The sequence below is a fragment of the Stenotrophomonas sp. YJH_SMC_82 genome, from assembly GCF_059368875.1.
This window is the reverse complement of sequence record NZ_JCAFSE010000001.1, coordinates 1516436-1535993: the sequence shown is the minus strand read 5'-3', so window position 1 is coordinate 1535993 and position 19558 is coordinate 1516436. Positions and strand designations below refer to the sequence as shown.

Below are 19558 nucleotides of genomic sequence, written 5' to 3'. Positions count from 1 at the left end.
GTTGGAAACGCCCGGTGGGCGGCTGACAAGCAAGGGGGAAGCGAGGTGCATCGATGCAGCGGATCGGAAAGATCTTGCTTCATCAGGCCACGATCCACGGTGACCTTGCCAAGCTCAGCGACTGCAACTTAACCCGCCCAAAACGAAAAAGCAACTGGCAAAATCTTTCACTGTCAACCCCAAAACGGCCACCATACGGGACAGCATGGGACTCTCATTCATCTTATATCTGCTAGCGGTCATTTTTGTCCTGATCGGCATCGCCGGCATCATCCTGCCGGCCCTCCCGGGCATCCCGCTGGTGTTCATCGGGCTGCTGCTGGCGGCCTGGGCGGACGGCTTCGCCCACGTCGGCTGGCCCACCCTGGTCGCGCTGGGCGTGCTGACCCTGCTTTCACTGTTGGTGGACGTGCTCGCCACCGTAGTTGGCGCGCAGCGCGTCGGCGCCAGCCGCAAGGCCCTGTGGGGCACCTTCGTCGGCAGCATCGTCGGCCTGTTCTTCATGCCCATCGGCCTGTTTGCCGGTCCGCTGCTCGGCGCCCTGCTCGGCGAGTACTGGCACACCCGCGAACTCGGCCGCTCGACCAAGGTGGGCCTGGCGACCTGGCTCGGCATCCTGCTCGGCCTGGCACTGAAACTGGCGGTGGTGATCGCGATGCTGGGCCTGTTCGCGTTCGCCTGGTTCTTCTGAGCCACCTAGCCTTCACGCCACGCGCACGCCGTGGCCGTGCATAAACGGTGGGGCTGGCCGCGATCCGGTGCAGCCGCCACACTGTGCGATTCCCGTATCCATCGAAGGGCCTGCTGCAATGACCCTCCCCACGCTGCTTCCCCGTCTGGCGCCGCTGGCGCTTGCCCTGGCCAGTGCACCGTTGGCTGCGCAGGAGTTCGCGCCCAGTGCCGACACCTCGCCGGCCGCCTGCGCGGCGATCACCACCGACGCGGCCCGCCTGGCCTGCTATGACCGCCTCTTCGGGCACACCCCGGAGGCCACCGCCGCCGCCGATGCCGCCGCCGAATCGGCTGCGCAGGCGCGCCGCGAGGAACGACAGACCGCGCGCGTGAGCCAGGGCGAGGAAAAGCTGCGCGAGCGGGTCAGCGACCTGTTCCGTCCGGCGGCACCGGACAGCGCGCTGGCCAATGCTGGCCGCGGTTCGCTGCTGGACAGCCGCTGGGAGCTGGCCGAGGACTCCAAGCTGGGGCCCTTCCAGCTGCGTGCCTACAAGCCGGTGTACCTGCTGCCGGCGTTCTGGACCAGCGACCGCAACACCACGCCGCATTCGCCGAACCCGGCCAACAGCGTGACGACCCCGCAGGTACTCGACAGTACCGAGCTGAAGTTCCAGATCAGCTTCAAGACCAAGATCGCCGAGAACCTGTTCGGCGACAACGGCGACATCTGGGCTGGCTACACCCAGAGTTCGCGCTGGCAGGCCTACAACAGCGAGGATTCGCGCCCGTTCCGCGAAACCAACTACGAACCCGAAGTGATGATGGTGTTCCGCAACGGCTACTCGATCGGTGGCTGGCGCGGGCGCATGACCGGCATCAGCCTCAACCACCAGTCCAACGGACGGGCCGATCCGCTCTCGCGCAGCTGGAACCGGGTCATGCTCAACATCGGCCTGGATCGCGAGAACTGGGCGCTGGTGCTGCGCCCGTGGTACCGCATCCCGGAAAGCCGCAGCGAAGACAATAATCCGGACATCGAGGATTACATGGGCCGGGGTGACGCGACCCTGATCTGGAACCGCAACGGGCATGAGGTCGCGCTGATGGCGCGTCATTCGCTGCGCACCGGCAGCCGCTCCCACGGTGCACTGCAGCTGGATTACGGCTTTCCGATCAGCAATCTGCTGCGTGGCCATGTGCAGGTCTTCGACGGCTATGGCGAGAGCATGATCGACTACAACCACAAGGCCACCTATGTGGGCGTGGGCGTGTCGCTGCTGGAGTGGTTCTGATGGACGTGACGATCTGGCACAACCCGGCCTGCAGCAACTCGCGCGGCGCACTGAAGCTGATCCGCGATGCGGGCTTCGACCCGGTGGTGATCGAGTACCTGGGCACCCCACCCGACGCGGCCACGCTGCGCCAGGTGCTGGCCGAGTCGGCCCTGAGCGCGCGCGACCTGGTGCGCAGCAAGGAGACCCAGTTCGCCGAACTCGGGCTGGAAGATGCCGACGATGCCACCCTGCTGGCTGCGATGGCCGAACACCCGCGCCTGATCAACCGCCCCGTGGTGCGCACGCCCAAGGGCACACGGCTGTGCCGCCCGCCGGAAACGGTGCTGGAGATCCTGTAACGGAAAAGGGGACGGAGGGGATTAAGTCGTTTGTGCACAAACGACTTAATCCCCTCCGTCCCCTTTTCTGGTTACCGCCAGTCGGTGATGCCTTCGCGGCGGTAGGCCTCGGCGAACGCCGGGCGCGCCTTCATCGAGGTGGCATGTGCCTTGAGCGACGGCCAGGTGTCACTGGGCCTGGGCATGTTGCGCGACCAGCGCATCAGCATCACCAGCATGTAGTCGACCACGCAGGGCGTGGCGCCCAGCAGGTAGGGCCCATGCGCCAGCAGGTGCGTGGCCACATGCTGCCAGGCCGCTTCCAGGCGCTGTCGCGCCATCTCGCGACTGGCCTCCACGTTTGCCTCGCCCGCCACCTCGTGCGGATAGAACCAGGCGCGATAGGCCGGCTGCAACGTATTGGCACACCAGAACATCCAGCGGTAGGCATCGGCGCGCTGCGGCGTGCCCAGTGCCGGCAACAAACCGGCGTCCGGATGGCGGTCGGCCAGGTACAGGGCGATCGCCGCCGCTTCAGTCAGTACCAGGCCATCGATCAGCAGCGTCGGCACCACGCCGGCCGGATTCAGTGCCAGGTACTCCGCCGACTTGTGCTCGCGCGCGTCGAAATCCAGCAGCACCAACTCGTGCTCGATGCCGAGCTCGATCAGCAGCCAGTGCACCACCAGCGCGGCGGTGCTTGTCGAACCATACAGCGTGGTGCTCATGCGGCGGATCCTGTGCAGGTGGGCCGGCCGATTATGCGCCCGTGCGGGAGCCGTCGCTCAGCCGCAGCTGCTCATGCAGGTATCGCGGCGCTCGCCACAGGACATCATCGGCGCGCGCAGCGTGCAGTCATGCGTCTTCAGTTCGCAGGCACGGCGCAGGTCCGGGTTGTCCACGTCCTTGCAGCGCTTGTCCGGCGCCGGCACCATCCGCTGCTCGCAATTGCTCTGGCGGCTGCCGAGAGAGTCATTCTGCGCCATGCAGCTGCGATAGCCGGCCTGGCACTGCATGCGGCATTGCGCCGATGCAGGGAAATCCGCGCCTTCGTACGACGCCGGGGTGCTGCAGCCGGCCAGGGCCAGCAGCACGCCGGCCACGATGAAGCGATGCAGGGCCATGGACACGTCCTGTGCGAGGGTGTGCCGACCGTAGCAGAGCCAGGGCTACAGGCGTGTTAATCCTGCCTCCAGATACAGCAACGGCGCCACACGGGCGCCGTTGTCTGGACCGAAGCGTGCGGGAATTACTCCACCACCACCGGAATCTTGCCGATGCGGGCCTGCCACTCGCGCGGGCCGGTCTTGTGCACCGATTCGCCGGCGGAGTCGACGGCCACGGTCACTGGCATGTCCTGCACGGTGAACTCGTAGATCGCCTCCATGCCCAGGTCAGCGAAACCGACCACCTTGGCCGCCTTGATCGCCTTGGACACCAGGTAGGCCGAGCCACCGACGGCCATCAGGTAGGCCGACTTGTGCTTCTTGATCGCCTCGATCGCGGCCGGGCCGCGCTCGGCCTTGCCGACCATGCCCAGCAGGCCGGTCTGTGCCAGCACCTGCTCGGTGAACTTGTCCATGCGGGTCGCCGTGGTCGGGCCGGCCGGGCCCACCACTTCGTCACGCACCGGATCGACCGGGCCGACGTAGTAGATGAAGCGGCCCTTCAGATCGACCGGCAGCTGCTCGCCCTTGTTGAGCATGTCGACCATGCGCTTGTGCGCGGCGTCGCGGCCGGTGAGCAGCTTGCCGTTGAGCAGCAGGGTCTGGCCCGGCTTCCAGCTGGCCACGTCTTCCGGGGTAATCGTATCCAGGTCCACCCGGGTGCCCTTGGATGCGTCGTAGGTCAGCTTCGGCCAGTCTTCCAGCGACGGCGGGTCCAGCATCACCGGGCCGCTGCCATCCAGGGTGAAGTGCGCATGGCGGGTGGCCGCGCAGTTCGGGATCATCGCCACCGGCAGGTTGGCCGCGTGGGTCGGGTAGTCGTTGATCTTGATGTCGAGCACGGTGGTCAGGCCACCCAGGCCCTGCGCACCGATGCCCAGCGCGTTGACCTTCTCGTACAGCTCCAGGCGCAGCTCCTCGATGCGGTTGGACGCACCACGGGCCTGCAGCTCGGTGATGTCGATCGGCTCCATCAGCGCTTCCTTGGCCAGCAGCATCGCCTTCTCGGCGGTGCCACCGATGCCGATGCCCAGCATGCCCGGCGGGCACCAGCCGGCGCCCATGGTCGGCACGGTCTTCAGCACCCAGTCGACAATCGAGTCGGACGGATTGAGCATGGCGAACTTGGTCTTCGCTTCCGAACCACCGCCCTTGGCGGCGACGATCACGTCGACTTTGTTGCCCGGCACCACCTTGACGTTGACCACGCCCGGGGTGTTGTCCCTGGTGTTGATGCGCTTGCCTGCCGGATCGGCCAGCACCGAGGCGCGCAGCTTGTTGTCCGGGTGCATGTAGGCGCGGCGCACGCCTTCATTGGCCATGTCTTCCACGCCCATGGTGGCGTCATCCCAACGCACGTCCATGCCGATTTCCAGGAACACGGTGACGATGCCGGTGTCCTGGCAGATCGGGCGGTGGCCCTCGGCGCACATGCGCGAATTGATCAGGATCTGCGCCATCGCTTCCTTCGCGGCCGGCGACTCCTCGCGCTCGTAGGCGGCGGCAAGGTTCTTGATGTAGTCGACCGGGTGGTAGTACGAGATGTACTGCAGCGCGTCGGCGATGGACTGGATGAGGTCTTCCTGCTTGATCGATGTCACGTCTTGCTCGCTTGCTCGAGGCTGGCGGGGGTAATCCACCTATTTTACCCCCTCCCCCGGCCCCGGGGTGGTAGTGCCGGCCGCTGGCCGGCAAGATTCCCCCGACGCTCTGTCACGCCACGCGCCACTGCGGCGTCTTTGCCCACATGAACGCCGAAACCGCTTTCCAGACCCACCGCCCGCGCCTGATGGCGCTGGCCTACCGCCTGCTCGGCAGCCGCACCGACGCCGAAGACGTGGTCCAGGACGCCTGGCTGCGCTGGTCCGGCGCCGATCCTGCGGCCGTCCGCGATGCCGAGGCCTGGCTGGTCACCACCACCACCCGGCTCGGCCTGGACCGGCTGCGTGCGGCCAAGCGCGAGCGCGTCCACTACGTCGGCCCATGGCTGGCCGAACCGCTGGCGGTCACCCTGGAGCCGGACCCGGCGCCCGGTCCGGCCCAGCTGCATGCGCTGGCCGACGACGTCTCGGTCGCTTTCCTGACCCTGCTCGAACAGCTCGGCCCGGAGGAACGCGCCGCCTTCCTGCTGAAGGAGGCGTTCGACCACGACTACCGTGAGATCGCCGAGCTGATCGGCCACAGCGAGGCCAACTGCCGGCAGCTGGTGCACCGTGCCCGGCAACGCCTGCAGGCCGGACGACCGCGCTTCAATGCCGATGCCAGCCAGCACCGGCAGCTGCTGGCGCGCTTCATGGAGGCCTCGCAGCGCGGCGACAGCGACGCGATCCAGGCCCTGCTGCACGCCAACGCGGTGCTGGTTTCCGACGGCGGTGGCGTGGTCACTGCGGCGGTGCGGCCGCTGCTGGGCGCCGAACGCATCGGCCGCCTGTTCTGGGCCATCGCCCGCCGCGGCGCGGTGCATCCCGCCCAGCTGGGCTACGTCAACGGCGAGCCGGCGATCCTGCGTTTCCAGGGTGAGCGCCTGCATTCGGTCACCACCATCGAAGTGGTCGATGGCCGCATCGCCAACGTGTACAGCGTGTTGAATCCGGAAAAGCTGCCGGGTGCTGTCACGCGCGATGACGGTACGGCGTCCTGGTAGTGAAAGGCGGCCACCGTGGCCGCCGTGGAGCCGAAAATGTCCGACCACGCCTCTCCCCGCGTCCCCTACACCCGCCTGGCCGCCGAGGCCTTCAAGGGCCTGCTGGCCACCAGCCAGGCCGTGCATGACAGCTCGATCGATCCGACCCTGATGGAACTGGTGTTCCTGCGCGTGTCGCAGCTCAACGGCTGCGGCTACTGCATGGACATGCACGGCACCGCGCTGCGCAAGGGCGGCATCGAGCCGCGCAAGCTGGACACCCTGCCCGCCTGGCACGAAAGCCGCTTCTTCGATGCCCGCGAGCGCGCGGCACTGGGCTGGGCCGAGGCGCTGACCCGGCTGACCGACGGCGCGCCGTCGCAGGCCGCGTTCGATGCCCTGGCACCGCACTTCGATGAGAAGGGCATCAGTGACCTGAGCATGGGCATCGCGGTGATCAATGCCTGGAACCGCCTCGGTGCGGGGTTGCTGCCGCCGCTGCCGTAAAGGGGGGCTGGCCGGGCTGCCGCCCGGCACCCGCAGAGGCAACAACCAGAGCAACATCAAAAACCGGCACTACTGTGAGTTGGCGGGGTGGGTCAGGTCGCAGGGGACGCTGCAAGTACGTCCATGTAAGCTCGGTCGCCGCATCCATGCGGCTCACGCCCCTACGACCTGACCCACCCCGCCTTCGACAGTTCATCGGTGCTGCTGGTAGGTGTCGACCTTGGTCGGCACGGTGGATCCACGCAGTGCGTGGATGCAGGAGGGTCAGATCCCTTCGCTTCGCGAAGGGATCTGACCCCGGTGCCGGCAACACGGCTGCACTGACTCCCCCTGCACGTATCACGCGCGCACAATACGCGCATGCCTGCCATCCCCCCCGTTGGCGCTGCCGCCGCGAAGAAACCCAGCCTGCGCCAGCGCTTCAAGGCGATGCGCAACCTGCCGCCGTTCCTGCGCATGGTCTGGCAGACCAGCCCCGCGCTCACCCTGGCCAGCCTGGGGCTGCGCCTGATCCGTGCGCTGCTGCCGGTGGCGATGCTGTACGTCGGCAAGCTGATCATCGACAGCGCCCTGCACCTGAGCCAGCACGACGCCGGTTTCCCGCCGCTCGGCGAGGCGCTGTCCAGCGGCATGCTCAATCCGCTGCTGGGCCTGCTGGCGCTGGAATTCGGCCTGGCCATCGCCTCGGACCTGCTCGGCCGGCTGGTCAGCTATGCCGACGCGCTGCTGTCGGAACTGTTCGCCAACGTCACCAGCATCCGGCTGATGGAACACGCGGCGACGCTGGATCTGGAGGACTTCGAGGACCCGGACCTGCAGGACAAGCTGGACCGCGCGAGGCGCCAGACCATGGGCCGGATGAACCTGATGAGCCAGCTGTTCGGCCAGGTGCAGGACGCGATCACCGTGGCCAGCCTCGCCGTCGGCCTGCTGGTCTACGCGCCGTGGCTGATCCTGCTGCTTGCGCTGGCACTGGTGCCGGCCTTCATCGGCGAATCGCACTTCAACGCGGCCGGTTACAGCCTCAACTTCCAATGGACGCCCGAGCGCCGCCAGCTCGACTACCTGCGCCAGCTCGGTGCCAGCGTGGAAACGGCCAAGGAAGTGAAGATCTACAACCTGCACCGCTTCCTGGTCGAGCGCTATCGGCGCCTGTCGGTGGCGCTGTTCCAGGCCAACCGTGCCCTGGCACGGCGCCGCGCGTTCTGGGGCACGCTGCTGGCTGCGCTGGGTACGCTGGGCTATTACACCGCCTACGCCTACATCGCCTGGCGCACGGTGCGCGGCGATTTCTCGATCGGCGACCTGACCTTCCTTGCCGGCAGCTTCCTGCGCCTGCGCCAGCTGCTGGAAGGCCTGCTGATCGGCTTCTCGCAGGTGGCCAGCCAGGCGCTGTACCTGGACGACCTGTTCTCGTTCTTCCAGATCGAGCCGGAAATCCACTCGCGCGAAGGCGCCATACGCGTGCCGCAGCCGATCCGCCAGGGCTTCGTGTTCGAGAACGTCGGCTTCCGCTATCCCGATGCCGAACAGTGGGCGGTGCGCCACCTTGATTTCCAGCTGCAGGCCGGCGAAGTGCTGGCCCTGGTCGGCGAGAACGGCGCCGGCAAGACCACCCTGGTGAAGCTGCTGGCACGCCTGTACGAACCGGACGAGGGCCGCATCCTGCTCGATGGCCGCGACCTGCGCGACTACGACCTGGACGACCTGCGCGCCAACCTCGGGGTGATCTTCCAGGACTTCGTGCGCTACAACCTCAGCGCCGGCGAGAACATCGGCGTCGGCCAGGTCGAGGCCATGGACGACCGGGCGCGCATCGCCGACGCCGCGCGCCGCGGCATGGCCGAGGAAGTGATCGAGGAGCTGCCCGGTGGCTACGACCAGCTGATCGGCCGCCGTTTCAAGCAGGGCGTGGACCTGTCCGGTGGCCAGTGGCAGAAGATCGCCATTGCCCGCGCGTGGATGCGCAATGCGCAGGTGATGATCCTGGATGAGCCAACGGCAGCACTGGATGCGCGCAGTGAATTCGAGGTGTTCCAGCGGTTCAGGGAACTGGCGGATAATCGCACCGCCGTATTGATTTCCCACCGTTTTTCCTCGGTCCGCATGGCCGATCGCATCCTGGTGCTGGCCGATGGCCGGATCGAGGCCAGTGGCACCCACGCCCAGCTGATGGCACAGGGCGGCCGCTATGCCGAGCTGTTCGAGCTGCAGGCGGCGGGTTACCGCTGAGAACGCCTCTCGTTCCGCCCAATGAGAACCCGTCTCATTTGAGATAGAATTCCCCCGACGACTTTTGACAGATACGCCCATGTCCTCCGCTTTTGGCGCCGAAACGGTGCTTGAGGTCCGTCACTGGACCGACGCCTACTTCAGTTTCACCACCACCCGCGACAGCGGCTTCCGCTTCGAGAACGGCCAGTTCGTGATGATCGGCCTGGAAACCGAGGCACGGCCGCTGCTGCGTGCGTACTCCATCGCCAGCGCCAACTGGGAAGAGCATCTGGAGTTCTTCAGCATCAAGGTGCAGGACGGCCCGCTGACCTCGCGCCTGCAGCACATCAAGCCGGGCGACAAGGTGCTGGTCGGCAAGAAGCCCACCGGCACCCTGCTGATCAGCGACCTGCACCCGGGCAAGAACCTGTACCTGCTGGGCACGGGTACCGGCATGGCGCCGTGGCTGTCGGTCATCAAGGACCCGGAGACCTACGAGCGCTTCGAGAAGGTGATCCTCTGCCACGGCGTGCGCTACGAAAAGGATCTGGCCTACCGCGATTACTTCGAGAGGGAGCTGCGTGAGCACGAGTTCCTGGGCGAGATGATCGGCGACAAGCTGCTGTACTACCCGGCCGTCACCCGCGAGCCGTTCGCCAACCAGGGCCGCCTGACCTCGCTGATGGAAAGCGGCCAGATGCAGCGCACCCTCGGCCTGCCGGAGCTGAGCCCGGAAAACGACCGCGCGATGATCTGCGGCAGCCCGCAGATGCTGGCCGACCTGCGTGCTGTGCTCGATGCCCGCGGTTTCCAGGTTTCGCCGCGCATCGGCCAGCCGGGCCACTACGTGTTCGAGCGCGCGTTCGTCGAGAAATGATCCTGCAACGGTAGTGCCGGCCGCTGGCCGGCTCTTCCTGGCCCACGGGGTTGCCGGCCAGCGGCCGGCACGACCTCACAGCAGCGCTTCAATCTCGCCGCGCAGCTGCTCCGGCCGGGTGGTGGGCGCATGCCGCGACACCACCCGCCCCTGGCGATCGACCAGGAACTTGCTGAAATTCCACTTGATGCGGGCACTGCCGAGCACGCCGCGCTTCTCCCGCGCGAGCCACCTCCAGAGCGGGTCGGCCCCATCGCCGTTGACCTCGATCTTTTCCGACAGCGGGAAGCTGACCGGATAGTCCAGCGAACAGAACTGGCGGATCTGTGCGGCATCACCGGGCTCCTGCGCGCCAAACTGGTTGCACGGGAAGCCGATCACCACCAGGCCGCGCTCGCGGTAGTCCTGCCACAGCTGCTCCAGCCCGGTGTACTGCGGGGTGAAGCCACAGCGGCTGGCGACGTTCACCAGCAGCAACGGGTGGCCCTGGTACCGGGCCAGCGCCTGCGGCTGGCCGTCGAGGTCGCGGAAGCTGAAATCGTAGGCAGTGGTCATGGCAGCGGGCCGTGGGCGGTGAACGCATGGTACCCGCGCCCGGCCCCGGCAACATGCCTTTTGACACAAGTGCAGTCGCCGCCGGCCGGGTTACCCTCGGGCCCTTGTTTGCCTTACCGGAGCTTCTACCTTGACCACTCGACTTGCCCTTGCCGTGGCCATGTCCCTCGGCCTTGCCCTGCCCGCCTTCTCGGCCGGCGCCGCCACCCCGGCTGCCAGCACCAATGCCCAGCAGGCCAACCCGTTCTTCGCCGAAAGCCCGCTGCCGCTGCACTTCCCGCAGTTCGACAAGATCAAGGACAGCGACTTCGCCCCGGCCTTCGACGCCGGCATGGCGCAGCAGCTGAAGGAAGTGGAGGCGATCGCCAACAACAAGGCCAAGCCGACCTTCGACAACACCATCATCGCGCTGGAAAAGAGCGGTGACATCCTCGACCGTGCGACCACCGTGTTCTTCAGCCTGGTCGGCGCCGATACCAACGACACCCGCAAGAAGCTGCAGGCCGACTACTCGGCGAAGTTTGCCGCGCACAGCGATGCGATCGCGCTGAACGGCAAGCTGTTCGCCCGCATCCAGGCGCTGTACGACACCCGCAGCCAGCTGGGCCTGGACGCCGAAGGCGTGCGCCTGGTCGAGAAGTACTACGACAATTACGTGCGCGCCGGCGCCAAGCTGTCCGAGGCCGACAAGGCCACGCTGAAGGACATGAATGCCGAACTGGCCAATCTGGGCACCAAGTTCAGCCAGAACGTGCAGTCGGAAGTGAACGCTTCGGCAATCACCGTCGACGACGTCAAGGAGCTGGCTGGCCTGTCCAAGGAGCAGATCGCCGCCGCCGCCGAAGCCGCCAAGGCCCGTGGCCTGGAAGGCAAGTACGTGATCACCCTGCTCAACACCACCGGCCAGCCGCCGCTGACCAACCTGGCCAACCGCGCCCTGCGCCAGAAGATCTACGAAGCCTCGACCACCCGCGGCAGCCGCGGCGGTGAGTTCGACAACACCGCGCTGGTCTCGCGCATCATGCAGCTGCGTGCCGACAAGGCCAAGCTGATGGGCTTCCCGAACTTCGCCGCCTACAACCTGACCAACCAGACCGCCAAGACCCCCGAAGCGGTCAACGCGATGCTCGGCAAGCTGGCTCCGGCCGCGGTGGCCAATGCCAAGCGCGAAGCCGCCGACCTGCAGGCGATGATCGACAAGGAGCAGAAGGCCGCGCGCAAGCCGACCTTCCAGCTGGAACCGTGGGACTGGGCCTTCTACAGCGAGAAGGTGCGCCAGGCCAAGTACAACTTCGACGAGTCGCAGCTGAAGCCATACTTCGAACTGAAGAACGTGCTGGAGAACGGCGTCTTCTACGCCGCCGGCCAGGAATTCGGCCTGACCTTCAAGCAGCGCACCGACCTGCCGGTCTACCACGATGACGTCACCGTCTACGACGTGTTCGACGCCGATGGCAGCCAGCTGGCGATCTTCATCTTCGATCCGTATGCACGCGCCTCCAAGCGTGGCGGTGCGTGGATGAACTCCTACGTCTCGCAGTCCAAGCTGACCGGCTTCAAGCCGGTGGTAGCCAATCACCTGAACATCCCGAAGCCGCCGGCCGGCCAGCCGACCCTGCTGACCTGGGATGAGGTGAACACCACCTTCCACGAGTTCGGCCACGCCCTGCACGGCATGTTCTCCAACGTGAAGTATCCGTACTTCTCGGGCACCTCGGTGCCGCGCGACTTCGTCGAGTTCCCCTCGCAGGTGAACGAGATGTGGGCCGACAACCCGGTCATCCTGAAGAACTACGCCAAGCACTACCAGAATGGTTCGGCGATGCCGCAGGCCCTGCTGGACAAGGTGATTGCCGCATCGAAGTTCAACCAGGGCTTTGCCACCACCGAATACCTGGGGGCGGCGATGCTGGACCAGAACTGGCACCAGATCGGCCCGGACCAGGTGCCGGCGGCCAAGGACGTGATGGCCTTCGAGCGCGCCGCGCTGGAGAAGGACGGCATCTACTACGCGCCGGTTCCGCCGCGCTACAAGACCCCGTACTTCAGCCACATCATGGGCGGCTACTCGGCCGGCTACTACGCCTACATCTGGTCGGAAGTGCTCGATGCCAACACCCAGAAGTGGTTCAAGGACAACGGCGGCCTGAGCCGCAAGAACGGCGACCACTTCCGCGCCACCCTGCTGTCCAAGGGCGGCAGCGTCGACGCGATGCAGCTGTTCCGCGATTTCGCCGGCCACGAGCCGCAGATCGAACCGCTGCTGGAAAAGCGTGGCCTGACCGGCGCCGGCAACTGATCGCCAGCGCAGTCGCCTGAATCGAAAACCGCCCGGGAGACCGGGCGGTTTTTTGTTGTGGTCGGGGTCAGAGCCCTCTTCTGCGAAAAGGGATCTGACCCCGGGGTCGGATCCCTTTCCGACGGAAAGGGCTCCGACCCCAGCCACGCCATCAACGCGGCGCCACGTACCCACCCGGCACGCCTTCCGGCGACAGCACCAGCTGCCACAGCTGCGCGTGCCGGCAGCGGAAGGTGGCCATCGACCCGGCCAGGTAGAAGCGCCACATGCGCCGGAAGTGCTCGTCGTAGTGCGCATCCAGCCGCGGCCACGCTGCTTCCACGTTGCGCCGCCATGCCTGCAGGGTCAGGTCGTAGTCGGTGCCGAAGTTGTGCCAGTCCTCCAGCACGAAACGGCCTTCGAACGCCTTGGTGATCTGCACCGCCGACGGCAGCATCGAGTTGGGGAAGATGTAGCGTGCAATCCATGGATCGGTGCGATGCCGTGAGACGTTGGTGCCGATGGTATGCAACAGCAGCAGGCCACGTGGCGACAGGCAGCGCTTGGCCACTTCGAAGAAACCGGCGTAGTTCTTGTCACCGACGTGCTCGAACATGCCGATCGAGAAGATCGCATCGAACGGTTCGTCCAGTTCACGGTAATCCTGCAGGCGGATCTCGATCGGCAGGCCAGCGCACAACTGCCGCGCGAACTCGGCCTGCTCCTGCGATATGGTCACGCCGACGCCGCTGACACCGTAGCGCTCGGCGGCGAACTTCAGGGCTTCGCCCCAACCGCAGCCAATGTCCAGCACGCGCTGGCCCGGGCGCAGGCCCAGCTTGCGGCAGACCAGGTCGAGCTTGGCCTCCTGTGCGGCGTCGAGGTCGTCGGCGTTGCGCCAATAGCCACAGCTGTAGACCAGGCGCTGGCCGAGCATGGCCTGGTAGAGATCATTGCCGAGGTCGTAATGGCGGCGACCGACTTCGTAACTGCCCTGCCCCGCCTGCAGGTTGAACAGGCGCGCCTTCAGCGCGTCTGCCACTTCGCGCCAGCCGTGCACCCGTTCATCCAGGTGCGCCTGCATCAGGTGGACGAGGAATTCATCCAGGACATTGGCATCCCACCACCCCTCCATGTAGCTCTCGCCCAGGCCGAGCGAGCCGTGGCCCATGACCCGCGCGAAAAAGCGCGGGTCATGCACCTGGATGTCCTGTGGCTGGGTGCCGCCGATGCGGACCCCGGCTTCGTGGAGCAGGCCGGCGACCCGCTCCTGCAACCCTGTATCCACGCCACCTCCTCGACTGCGGTCAACCGCGTGCGAACAGCTCCACGTAGTCCTTGGCCACGTGCGGCAACAGCACCGCTGCCGGTACATCGGCGGTCTGGGTGCCGTCCGAGTATGGACCCACCTGGTACGGCGGGAAAACAAAGCGCAGCGCGGTGATCTGCCCCTTGTCGTCGGTCAGTGGCTGGAACTGGCTGAAATTGTCGGCCTGCGGGCCGGTTCCGTCGGCGATCATGCGCGATGCGTTGCGCAGCGATTCCTGCAGCTGGGCCGGGTCCATGTCCTCGCCACTGAGGCGGGTGGCCACGCGTTCGCGCAACTGGTCGGCGACGAAATCGCTGATCGCCTTCCAGCCCTTGGCATCGGCCACAAGCTTTTCGGCGCTGAGCATCTGCTGCTGCTGCGGCAGCCACACGAAGCGCGCCACCAGCGGTTCGCCGTGGGCGCCACCCGTGTAGCGGCTGCCGTCGGCACTGACCACCACCAGCTGCGGGGTTTCAAGCAGCTTCTCGAAGCTCAGCGACAGCTCGTAGGGCATGGTCGGCTTGTCGTTGCCCAGCCCGTCCAGCGCCTGCTGCAGGTCGCTGCGCGCACTCGTGGCATAGCTCTGCAGCGCGCGGGCCAGGCCCGGATAACGGTCGATACCGGCCGGGTAGCTGATGCCCACCACTTCGCGCTCGTTGTTCTCGATCACGTCGCGCAGATCCAGCGGCGCTTCCGTGGCCGGCGTTTCGCCCGCGGCCGTCGCCTCGGCGGCGGGCGCCGCGTCGGTCGCCGGTGCCGGCTCGCTTTCACGCTGGCAACCGGCCAGCAACAGCACGCCCACCACGCCGGCCAACACGCTGCCGTGCAATGGCCGGTTGTTTCCAATCTTCATCGGGATCCCCTGTTCATGTTTGTACATCATCGCCTGCCATGGCTGAAGCGTGACCCGCTGGCGTTCAGCCAACGAGCAGGTCGTGGTACTCCTCGTGGCGCTGCAGGAAGGCCTCGGCGTAGGAACATGCCGGCACCACCTTGTATTTCTGCTCGCGCGCGAAACGCAGTGCCACGCGGGTCAGCTCACCGGCGATGCCACGGCCGGCGATCGGCTCGGGCACCTCGGTATGGGTGATGACCATGCGCCTGCGCTTGATCTGGTAATCGAGCACCGCCAGCTGTCCGCGCACACGTGCGGTGAAGCGGTGGTTGGCCAGGTCGTGCTCGACCTCATAGGCCAGACCGGGGGGCGTGACCGAAGCCATGGAACTGTCTCCTGCGGCGACTGCGTGGATGGTGCGCAGCCGGGCGCCATGATCGCGTGAAGCCTGAACAGGGGCAAGTCCAGTCCATTCACGTCAGTTTTCGCCCTCAAGCTGGAGGCGGGCCGGCCGCTATCGCCTATGGAGGGGTACGGCCAGGCTGGCACGACCCTTGCGACCGTTGACCATGCGCACCACCGTGGAGGCTCCCATGCACGCCAGCAATTCCCATTCCGATACCGACCGCGCCCTGCTGGAGGGCCTGCTGCAACTGGCGGTGGAAGGGCAGACCGAGGATCAGGATTTCCAGCGCATCGGCGAGGAAGTGTTCGCCCGCCTGCTGGATACCTACGGCCAGCAGACCGCAGCCTGACCCGGCCGGGGCGGATCGGACCCGATCCGCCCCGCTACCCGCATCAACCGCCGCCGAGGCGGAAGGTCGGGTTGGAGAGTTCGCGCAGGAAGTGGGTGAAGATGCTCGGCTGCATGGCCAGCATGAAGATCACGCCAAACGCCGCACCTGCCAGGTGCGCGCTGTGGTTGATGCGGTCGCCACCGCGCCTGTCCATCCAGATGCTGTAGCCGACGTAGAACGCGGCATAGATGATCGCCGGTGCCGGGATGAAGAACACCAGGATGATCGACCACGGCTTGATCAGGATGAAGGCGAACAGCACCGCCGATACCGCCCCGGACGCCCCGAGGCTGAGGTAGTTCGGGTTCTTCTGGTTCTTCAGGTAGCTGGGCAGGATCGAGACCAGCAGCGCGCCGATGTAGAACGCCGGGTAGGTCAGGTAGCTGCCGGTCAGCTGCACCATCACGCTCTCGATGAATCCCCCGAAGAAGAACAGGGTGATCATGTTGAAGATCAGGTGCGACCAGTCGGCGTGGATGAAGCCATAGGTCACCAGCCGGTCGTACTGGCGGTGACGGTCGATGGCCGGCGGCCACAGGATCAGGCGGTCGGCCAGCTTGCGGTTGTTGAACGCCATCCACGACAGGATGGCGGTGATGGCGATCAACAGCAGATTGACGGGGGTCATGTCAGGCTCAGGCGCTACGGTAGTTGTCGACCATACGATAGCGTTTCGCGTACCAACCGAAGGCCAACGCCGCGACGAAGGCGAAGCCGGCGAAGAAGAACATCAGGAACGCCGCCTCGCTCAGGCCCGTGCCCGCGATCTGGTGGGTGACCGTGTCGTTGCGCACCGCTGCGTTGGACAGCAGCACCCACAGGTTGCCGATGGTGGTGGTCAGGTTCCAGAAGCTCATCACCACGCCCTTCATCGCCTGCGGTGCCTGGCTGTAGGCGAACTCCAGGCCGGTGGCCGAGACCAGCACCTCACCGAAGGTCAGCAGCGCGTACGGCAGCATCTGCCAGAAGATCGACATGGCGTTGCCGCCGTCCATCACCACCTGGATGCCACCCACCACGATCCAGGCCAGGCCACTGAAGGCGATGCCGGCGGTCATGCGGCGCAGCGCGGTCGGTTCGAAGCCGAAGCGGCGCAGGGCCGGATACAGCACCAGGTTGTTGAACGGAATCAGGATCATCACCAGCAGCGGGTTCAGCGCCTGCATCTGCGAGGCGGTGAACCAGCTTGGCATCTGCATCTGCTGGCCCTGCAGGACCCAGGTCGAGGCCTTCTGGTCGAACAGCGAGAAGAACGGCGTGGTCAGCGCGAAGATCACCAGCACGCGCAGTACCGAGCGCACGCCTTCCACGGCTTCGGCCGGATGCTGGCCACGGGCGCGGTCCAGCTGCAGCCAGGTGCCGCCACCGATGCCGGCAAGGATGGCCACCAGCGCCAGGCACAGGCAGATCACGATGCCCAGCGAACCGACCAGGCCGAACGAGGCCACCGCCAGCGCCAGGCCAAGCACGGCGATCACCAGGCCCGGACGGCCCTGGCCAGCCACGCGCGTGGTCAGCGCGGTACGCACCACGTTGGCGAACGAATGCGGGTCCTTCGGCGGCAGCGGCACCAGCACGTAGCGCCTGCGGCCCAGCCAGAACACGAAGGTAGCGATGAACATCAGGATGCCGGGGATGCCGAACGCCCACTGCGGGCCCCAGTTCTTCAGCACCAGCGGGATCAGCAGCGAGGCGAACAGCGAGCCGAAGTTGATGATCCAGTAGAAGGCGTCGAAGACGATCTTGGCCAGGTGCTTGTTGCTCTGGTCGAACTGGTCGCCCATGAACGAGGCCACCAGCGGCTTGATGCCGCCGGCACCGAGCGCGATCAGGCCCAGGCCGAGGAAGAAGCCCTCGCGGCTGTTCTCGAACAGCGCCAGGCACAGGTGGCCGGCGCAGTAGACCAGGCTGAACCAGAGGATGGTGTGGTACTTGCCGAAGAACCGGTCGGCCAGCCAGCCACCGAGCAGCGGGAAGAAATACACGCCGATCATGAAGCTGTGCATGATGTCCTTGGCTTCACCGGCACGGCCTTCGGCCGTGATTTCCTGCAGCAGCAGCGAGGTGATCAGGAACTGCACCAGGATGTTGCGCATCCCGTAGAAACTGAACCGCTCGCAGGCCTCATTGCCGATGATGTACGGAATCTGGCGCGGCATCTTTCCCTGGCCGGCGATGGGGGCGACTGCGTCGTGGCTCATCCTGTAAGGCATTCCTGCAAAGCGAAAGGCGCAAGGTTACCGGAACCGGGGCTTGCGAAGCACGCTGCAGGGCTGCATGACAACGGTGCCAATCCATGGCAGGCAGTGCAGGCCCTGCCGGAAGTCACGGCACCTGCACGACAAAAGCGTAAACTTATCGTTATGCGCCCCCTCGCCCACGCCCGCCTCCTGCTCAGCTGCCTTGCGCTGTTGCTGGCGTTGCAGGCGCAGGCACGACCACAGGCGCCGGCCGCCGTTGCCAGCGAGAGCGACCCCAGGCAGCTGACGGTCGCCGCGCTGGAGCTGCCCAGCCGCGATGACGCGCAATGGAAGCAGCGCCGCGAGCAGGTCGCACAGCTGCTGACCGAGCTGCAGCCGGACGTGATCTCGGTGCAGCAGGTGCTGCAGCAGCAGGGCCGCAACCCGGCCTGCTGGCTGGCCAGCCGGCTGCGCTACAGCTGCGACTTCGTTACCGCCGATCCGCCCAGCCAGCCGCTGCGGCATGGCAACGCCATGCTGACCCGGCTGCCGGTCAGCGAGGACGGCGTGACCCTGCTGCATCCTCCCGGCACCTTCAGCGCGGCCGGCATGATGCGGCTGAGGCTGGGCGAGGCGCTGGTCAACATCTATGTGGCGCGGCTGCGCCCGGACCCGGACGAGGCCAGCGCCCGCCAGCACCAGACCAGCGACCTGATGACCTGGATCGGCGCCACCGCCGAAGGCATGCCGAGCCTGATTGCCGGCGATTTCTCGGCCAGCACGGTGGAACTGGTGCGCAGCACGCCGGGGTTCCAGCCGGCCCGGCGCAATCCCGGCGGCCGTGCCGAGGCGCCGGCGGCCAGTGGGGGCGGCAGCAGCGGCCACGGCCTGGATGTGCTGTTCCAGGTCAAGCATTTCGGCGGCATCCGCCAGCAGCCGATCCTGCTGCCGGCCGACGGCGACCTGCCCGGCCTGCGTCTGGGTGTGATGGCGACCCTGCGCCTGCAGGGCGATACGGCCACTGCGGAATAGGTAGTGCCGGCCGCTGGCCGGCTCCCCCGGTACTGCACGGTTGCCGGCCTGCGGCCGGCACTATCGAACGACTGCTGCAACAGAAAAGGCCGGGGTCTCCCCCGGCCTTCTCATGTCATCCCGTCACGCGATCAGGCGATCGCTTCCTGGTAACGGCGCTCGACTTCGTTCCAGTCGATGACGTTGAAGAACGCGCCGATGTATTCCGGGCGGCGGTTCTGGTACTTCAGGTAGTACGCGTGTTCCCACACGTCCAGGCCGAGGATGGGGGTGTTGCCTTCCATCAGCGGGCTGTCCTGGTTGCCGGTGCTCTCGACCACGACCTTCTTGTCCGGGGTCACGCTCAGCCACGCCCAGCCACTGCCGAAACGGGTCAGCGCGGCCTTGGTGAAGGCATCCTTGAACTTGTCGAAACCGCCCAGGTCCTTGTCGATGGCCTTGGCCACGTCGCCCACCGGGTTGCCGCCGGCATTGGGGGCCATCACGGTCCAGAACAGCGAGTGGTTGGCATGGCCACCACCGTTGTTGCGCACCGGGCCCTGCAGGTTCTCCGGCAGCGACTTGAGCTTCTTCACCAGCTCTTCGACCGGCAGGTCAGCGTACTCGGTGCCTTCCAGCGCCGCGTTGACGTTGTTGATGTAGGTCTGGTGATGCTTGGTGTGATGGATTTCCATCGTCGCCGCATCGATATGCGGTTCCAGCGCGTCGTAGGCGTAGGACAGCTTGGGCAGGGTGTAGGCCATGATGCATCTCCTGATTGCGAGGGCACCCGACGATGTCGGGCGGTGCGCGGTGAATGATGGGGACAGACCGCCAGATTACCAAGGGGGATGTAAAGGAAATTGCGTCCTGCCAGTGAGCACGACGGCAATTGTTACGCAGCAGTGACGCAGCGCGCTCC

General features: G+C 66.3%; 20 protein-coding genes. 10 read left to right on the top strand and 10 right to left on the bottom strand.

Translation table 11 applies throughout. The features are described from left to right. Window positions 1–205: 205 nt before the first annotated feature. The 3 genes from AC5P53_RS06895 to arsC all read left to right on the top strand — a co-directional run bounded on the left by AC5P53_RS06895 (window position 206) and on the right by arsC (window position 2305). Window positions 206–691: a DUF456 domain-containing protein gene (locus tag AC5P53_RS06895; RefSeq protein ID WP_014647721.1), complete on the top strand. Its 486-nt coding sequence runs from the start codon at window positions 206–208 to the stop codon at window positions 689–691. 118 nt (window positions 692–809) lie between these two features. Next, window positions 810–1964: a phospholipase A gene (locus AC5P53_RS06890; protein WP_032958894.1), complete on the top strand. Its 1155-nt coding sequence runs from the start codon at window positions 810–812 to the stop codon at window positions 1962–1964. Continuing rightward, on the top strand, window positions 1964–2305 hold the full coding sequence (arsC, locus tag AC5P53_RS06885) for an arsenate reductase (glutaredoxin) (protein ID WP_014647723.1): 342 nt from the start codon (window positions 1964–1966) through the stop codon (window positions 2303–2305). The genes AC5P53_RS06890 and arsC overlap by 1 nt, the downstream gene beginning before the upstream one ends. A gap of 71 nt (window positions 2306–2376) precedes the next feature. Here arsC and AC5P53_RS06880 read toward each other — a convergent pair whose 3' ends face one another. From AC5P53_RS06880 to AC5P53_RS06870, 3 genes are all read right to left on the bottom strand, one after another. Continuing rightward, window positions 2377–3012: a glutathione S-transferase family protein gene (locus tag AC5P53_RS06880; RefSeq protein ID WP_014647724.1), complete on the bottom strand. Its 636-nt coding sequence runs from the start codon at window positions 3010–3012 to the stop codon at window positions 2377–2379. Window positions 3013–3069: 57 nt separating this feature from the next. Next, window positions 3070–3408, bottom strand: coding sequence for a hypothetical protein (locus AC5P53_RS06875; protein ID WP_046431623.1), 339 nt, complete (start codon window positions 3406–3408; stop codon window positions 3070–3072). Window positions 3409–3533: 125 nt separating this feature from the next. Continuing rightward, window positions 3534–5051: a fumarate hydratase gene (locus AC5P53_RS06870; protein ID WP_014647726.1), complete on the bottom strand. Its 1518-nt coding sequence runs from the start codon at window positions 5049–5051 to the stop codon at window positions 3534–3536. 146 nt (window positions 5052–5197) lie between these two features. On the opposite strand from AC5P53_RS06870, the gene AC5P53_RS06865 reads away from it, so the two are divergent. The 4 genes from AC5P53_RS06865 (at window position 5198) to AC5P53_RS06850 (ending at window position 9671) form a co-directional block, all read left to right on the top strand. After that, complete coding sequence (locus tag AC5P53_RS06865) at window positions 5198–6094, top strand: RNA polymerase sigma-70 factor (RefSeq protein WP_075076677.1); 897 nt, start codon at window positions 5198–5200, stop codon at window positions 6092–6094. A gap of 36 nt (window positions 6095–6130) precedes the next feature. Beyond that, a complete protein-coding gene (locus AC5P53_RS06860; protein ID WP_049398766.1) occupies window positions 6131–6580 on the top strand; it encodes a carboxymuconolactone decarboxylase family protein in 450 nt (149 codons plus the stop codon). A 360-nt stretch (window positions 6581–6940) separates the two neighbouring features. Continuing rightward, on the top strand, window positions 6941–8812 hold the full coding sequence (locus AC5P53_RS06855) for an ABC transporter ATP-binding protein (protein ID WP_075076679.1): 1872 nt from the start codon (window positions 6941–6943) through the stop codon (window positions 8810–8812). 79 nt (window positions 8813–8891) lie between these two features. Then, the gene (locus AC5P53_RS06850) at window positions 8892–9671 is read left to right on the top strand and encodes a ferredoxin--NADP reductase (protein ID WP_014647730.1); all 780 of its coding nucleotides are present in this window, start codon (window positions 8892–8894) and stop codon (window positions 9669–9671) included. A 75-nt stretch (window positions 9672–9746) separates the two neighbouring features. Here AC5P53_RS06850 and AC5P53_RS06845 read toward each other — a convergent pair whose 3' ends face one another. Next, entirely contained in the window at window positions 9747–10226 is a 480-nt protein-coding gene (locus AC5P53_RS06845) for a glutathione peroxidase (RefSeq protein WP_169411723.1), read from the bottom strand. 130 nt (window positions 10227–10356) lie between these two features. Here AC5P53_RS06845 and AC5P53_RS06840 point away from each other — a divergent pair, with 130 nt between their 5' ends. Next, window positions 10357–12525 (top strand): M3 family metallopeptidase, encoded by a 2169-nt coding sequence (locus AC5P53_RS06840; protein ID WP_014647732.1) that lies wholly within the window; start codon window positions 10357–10359, stop codon window positions 12523–12525. Between the two features lie 151 nt (window positions 12526–12676). Here the strand turns inward: AC5P53_RS06840 and cfa are convergent, their stop codons facing one another. From cfa to AC5P53_RS06825, 3 genes are read right to left on the bottom strand one after another with little or no spacing between them, the layout of a single operon-like run. Continuing rightward, on the bottom strand, window positions 12677–13792 hold the full coding sequence (cfa, locus tag AC5P53_RS06835) for a cyclopropane fatty acyl phospholipid synthase (protein WP_126411165.1): 1116 nt from the start codon (window positions 13790–13792) through the stop codon (window positions 12677–12679). A 19-nt stretch (window positions 13793–13811) separates the two neighbouring features. Continuing rightward, complete coding sequence (locus AC5P53_RS06830; RefSeq protein ID WP_134809088.1) at window positions 13812–14693, bottom strand: DUF3298 and DUF4163 domain-containing protein; 882 nt, start codon at window positions 14691–14693, stop codon at window positions 13812–13814. A 37-nt stretch (window positions 14694–14730) separates the two neighbouring features. Further along, a complete protein-coding gene (locus AC5P53_RS06825; protein WP_006455911.1) occupies window positions 14731–15033 on the bottom strand; it encodes a GNAT family N-acetyltransferase in 303 nt (100 codons plus the stop codon). A 208-nt stretch (window positions 15034–15241) separates the two neighbouring features. On the opposite strand from AC5P53_RS06825, the gene AC5P53_RS06820 reads away from it, so the two are divergent. Beyond that, a complete protein-coding gene (locus AC5P53_RS06820; protein WP_014037806.1) occupies window positions 15242–15403 on the top strand; it encodes a hypothetical protein in 162 nt (53 codons plus the stop codon). A gap of 43 nt (window positions 15404–15446) precedes the next feature. Here AC5P53_RS06820 and AC5P53_RS06815 read toward each other — a convergent pair whose 3' ends face one another. Together AC5P53_RS06815 and AC5P53_RS06810 are read right to left on the bottom strand one after the other, a co-directional pair. Next, a complete protein-coding gene (locus AC5P53_RS06815) occupies window positions 15447–16073 on the bottom strand; it encodes a rhomboid family intramembrane serine protease (RefSeq protein ID WP_014647735.1) in 627 nt (208 codons plus the stop codon). A 7-nt stretch (window positions 16074–16080) separates the two neighbouring features. After that, complete coding sequence (locus tag AC5P53_RS06810) at window positions 16081–17646, bottom strand: POT-type proton-dependent oligopeptide transporter (RefSeq protein WP_014647736.1); 1566 nt, start codon at window positions 17644–17646, stop codon at window positions 16081–16083. A 162-nt stretch (window positions 17647–17808) separates the two neighbouring features. Between AC5P53_RS06810 and AC5P53_RS06805 the strand changes: the two genes are divergently transcribed. Then, window positions 17809–18657, top strand: a complete 849-nt coding sequence (locus tag AC5P53_RS06805; protein ID WP_049405898.1) for an endonuclease/exonuclease/phosphatase family protein — start codon at window positions 17809–17811, stop codon at window positions 18655–18657. Window positions 18658–18788: 131 nt separating this feature from the next. On the opposite strand, the gene AC5P53_RS06800 is transcribed toward AC5P53_RS06805, so the two are convergent. Then, window positions 18789–19400, bottom strand: coding sequence for a superoxide dismutase (locus AC5P53_RS06800; RefSeq protein ID WP_005410310.1), 612 nt, complete (start codon window positions 19398–19400; stop codon window positions 18789–18791). Window positions 19401–19558: the final 158 nt, after the last annotated feature.

Coding starts and splice junctions, on each gene's coding strand:
- AC5P53_RS06875 (WP_046431623.1), bottom strand. CDS start 3,408: ATGGCCCTGCATCGCTTCATCGTGGCCGGCGTGCTGCTGGCCCTGGCC.
- AC5P53_RS06865 (WP_075076677.1), top strand. CDS start 5,198: ATGAACGCCGAAACCGCTTTCCAGACCCACCGCCCGCGCCTGATGGCG.
- AC5P53_RS06815 (WP_014647735.1), bottom strand. CDS start 16,073: ATGACCCCCGTCAATCTGCTGTTGATCGCCATCACCGCCATCCTGTCG.
- AC5P53_RS06855 (WP_075076679.1), top strand. CDS start 6,941: ATGCCTGCCATCCCCCCCGTTGGCGCTGCCGCCGCGAAGAAACCCAGC.
- AC5P53_RS06810 (WP_014647736.1), bottom strand. CDS start 17,646: ATGAGCCACGACGCAGTCGCCCCCATCGCCGGCCAGGGAAAGATGCCG.
- AC5P53_RS06850 (WP_014647730.1), top strand. CDS start 8,892: ATGTCCTCCGCTTTTGGCGCCGAAACGGTGCTTGAGGTCCGTCACTGG.
- AC5P53_RS06895 (WP_014647721.1), top strand. CDS start 206: ATGGGACTCTCATTCATCTTATATCTGCTAGCGGTCATTTTTGTCCTG.
- AC5P53_RS06830 (WP_134809088.1), bottom strand. CDS start 14,693: ATGTACAAACATGAACAGGGGATCCCGATGAAGATTGGAAACAACCGG.
- AC5P53_RS06805 (WP_049405898.1), top strand. CDS start 17,809: ATGCGCCCCCTCGCCCACGCCCGCCTCCTGCTCAGCTGCCTTGCGCTG.
- AC5P53_RS06860 (WP_049398766.1), top strand. CDS start 6,131: ATGTCCGACCACGCCTCTCCCCGCGTCCCCTACACCCGCCTGGCCGCC.
- AC5P53_RS06800 (WP_005410310.1), bottom strand. CDS start 19,400: ATGGCCTACACCCTGCCCAAGCTGTCCTACGCCTACGACGCGCTGGAA.
- AC5P53_RS06845 (WP_169411723.1), bottom strand. CDS start 10,226: ATGACCACTGCCTACGATTTCAGCTTCCGCGACCTCGACGGCCAGCCG.
- arsC (WP_014647723.1), top strand. CDS start 1,964: ATGGACGTGACGATCTGGCACAACCCGGCCTGCAGCAACTCGCGCGGC.
- AC5P53_RS06890 (WP_032958894.1), top strand. CDS start 810: ATGACCCTCCCCACGCTGCTTCCCCGTCTGGCGCCGCTGGCGCTTGCC.
- AC5P53_RS06820 (WP_014037806.1), top strand. CDS start 15,242: ATGCACGCCAGCAATTCCCATTCCGATACCGACCGCGCCCTGCTGGAG.
- AC5P53_RS06880 (WP_014647724.1), bottom strand. CDS start 3,012: ATGAGCACCACGCTGTATGGTTCGACAAGCACCGCCGCGCTGGTGGTG.
- AC5P53_RS06825 (WP_006455911.1), bottom strand. CDS start 15,033: ATGGCTTCGGTCACGCCCCCCGGTCTGGCCTATGAGGTCGAGCACGAC.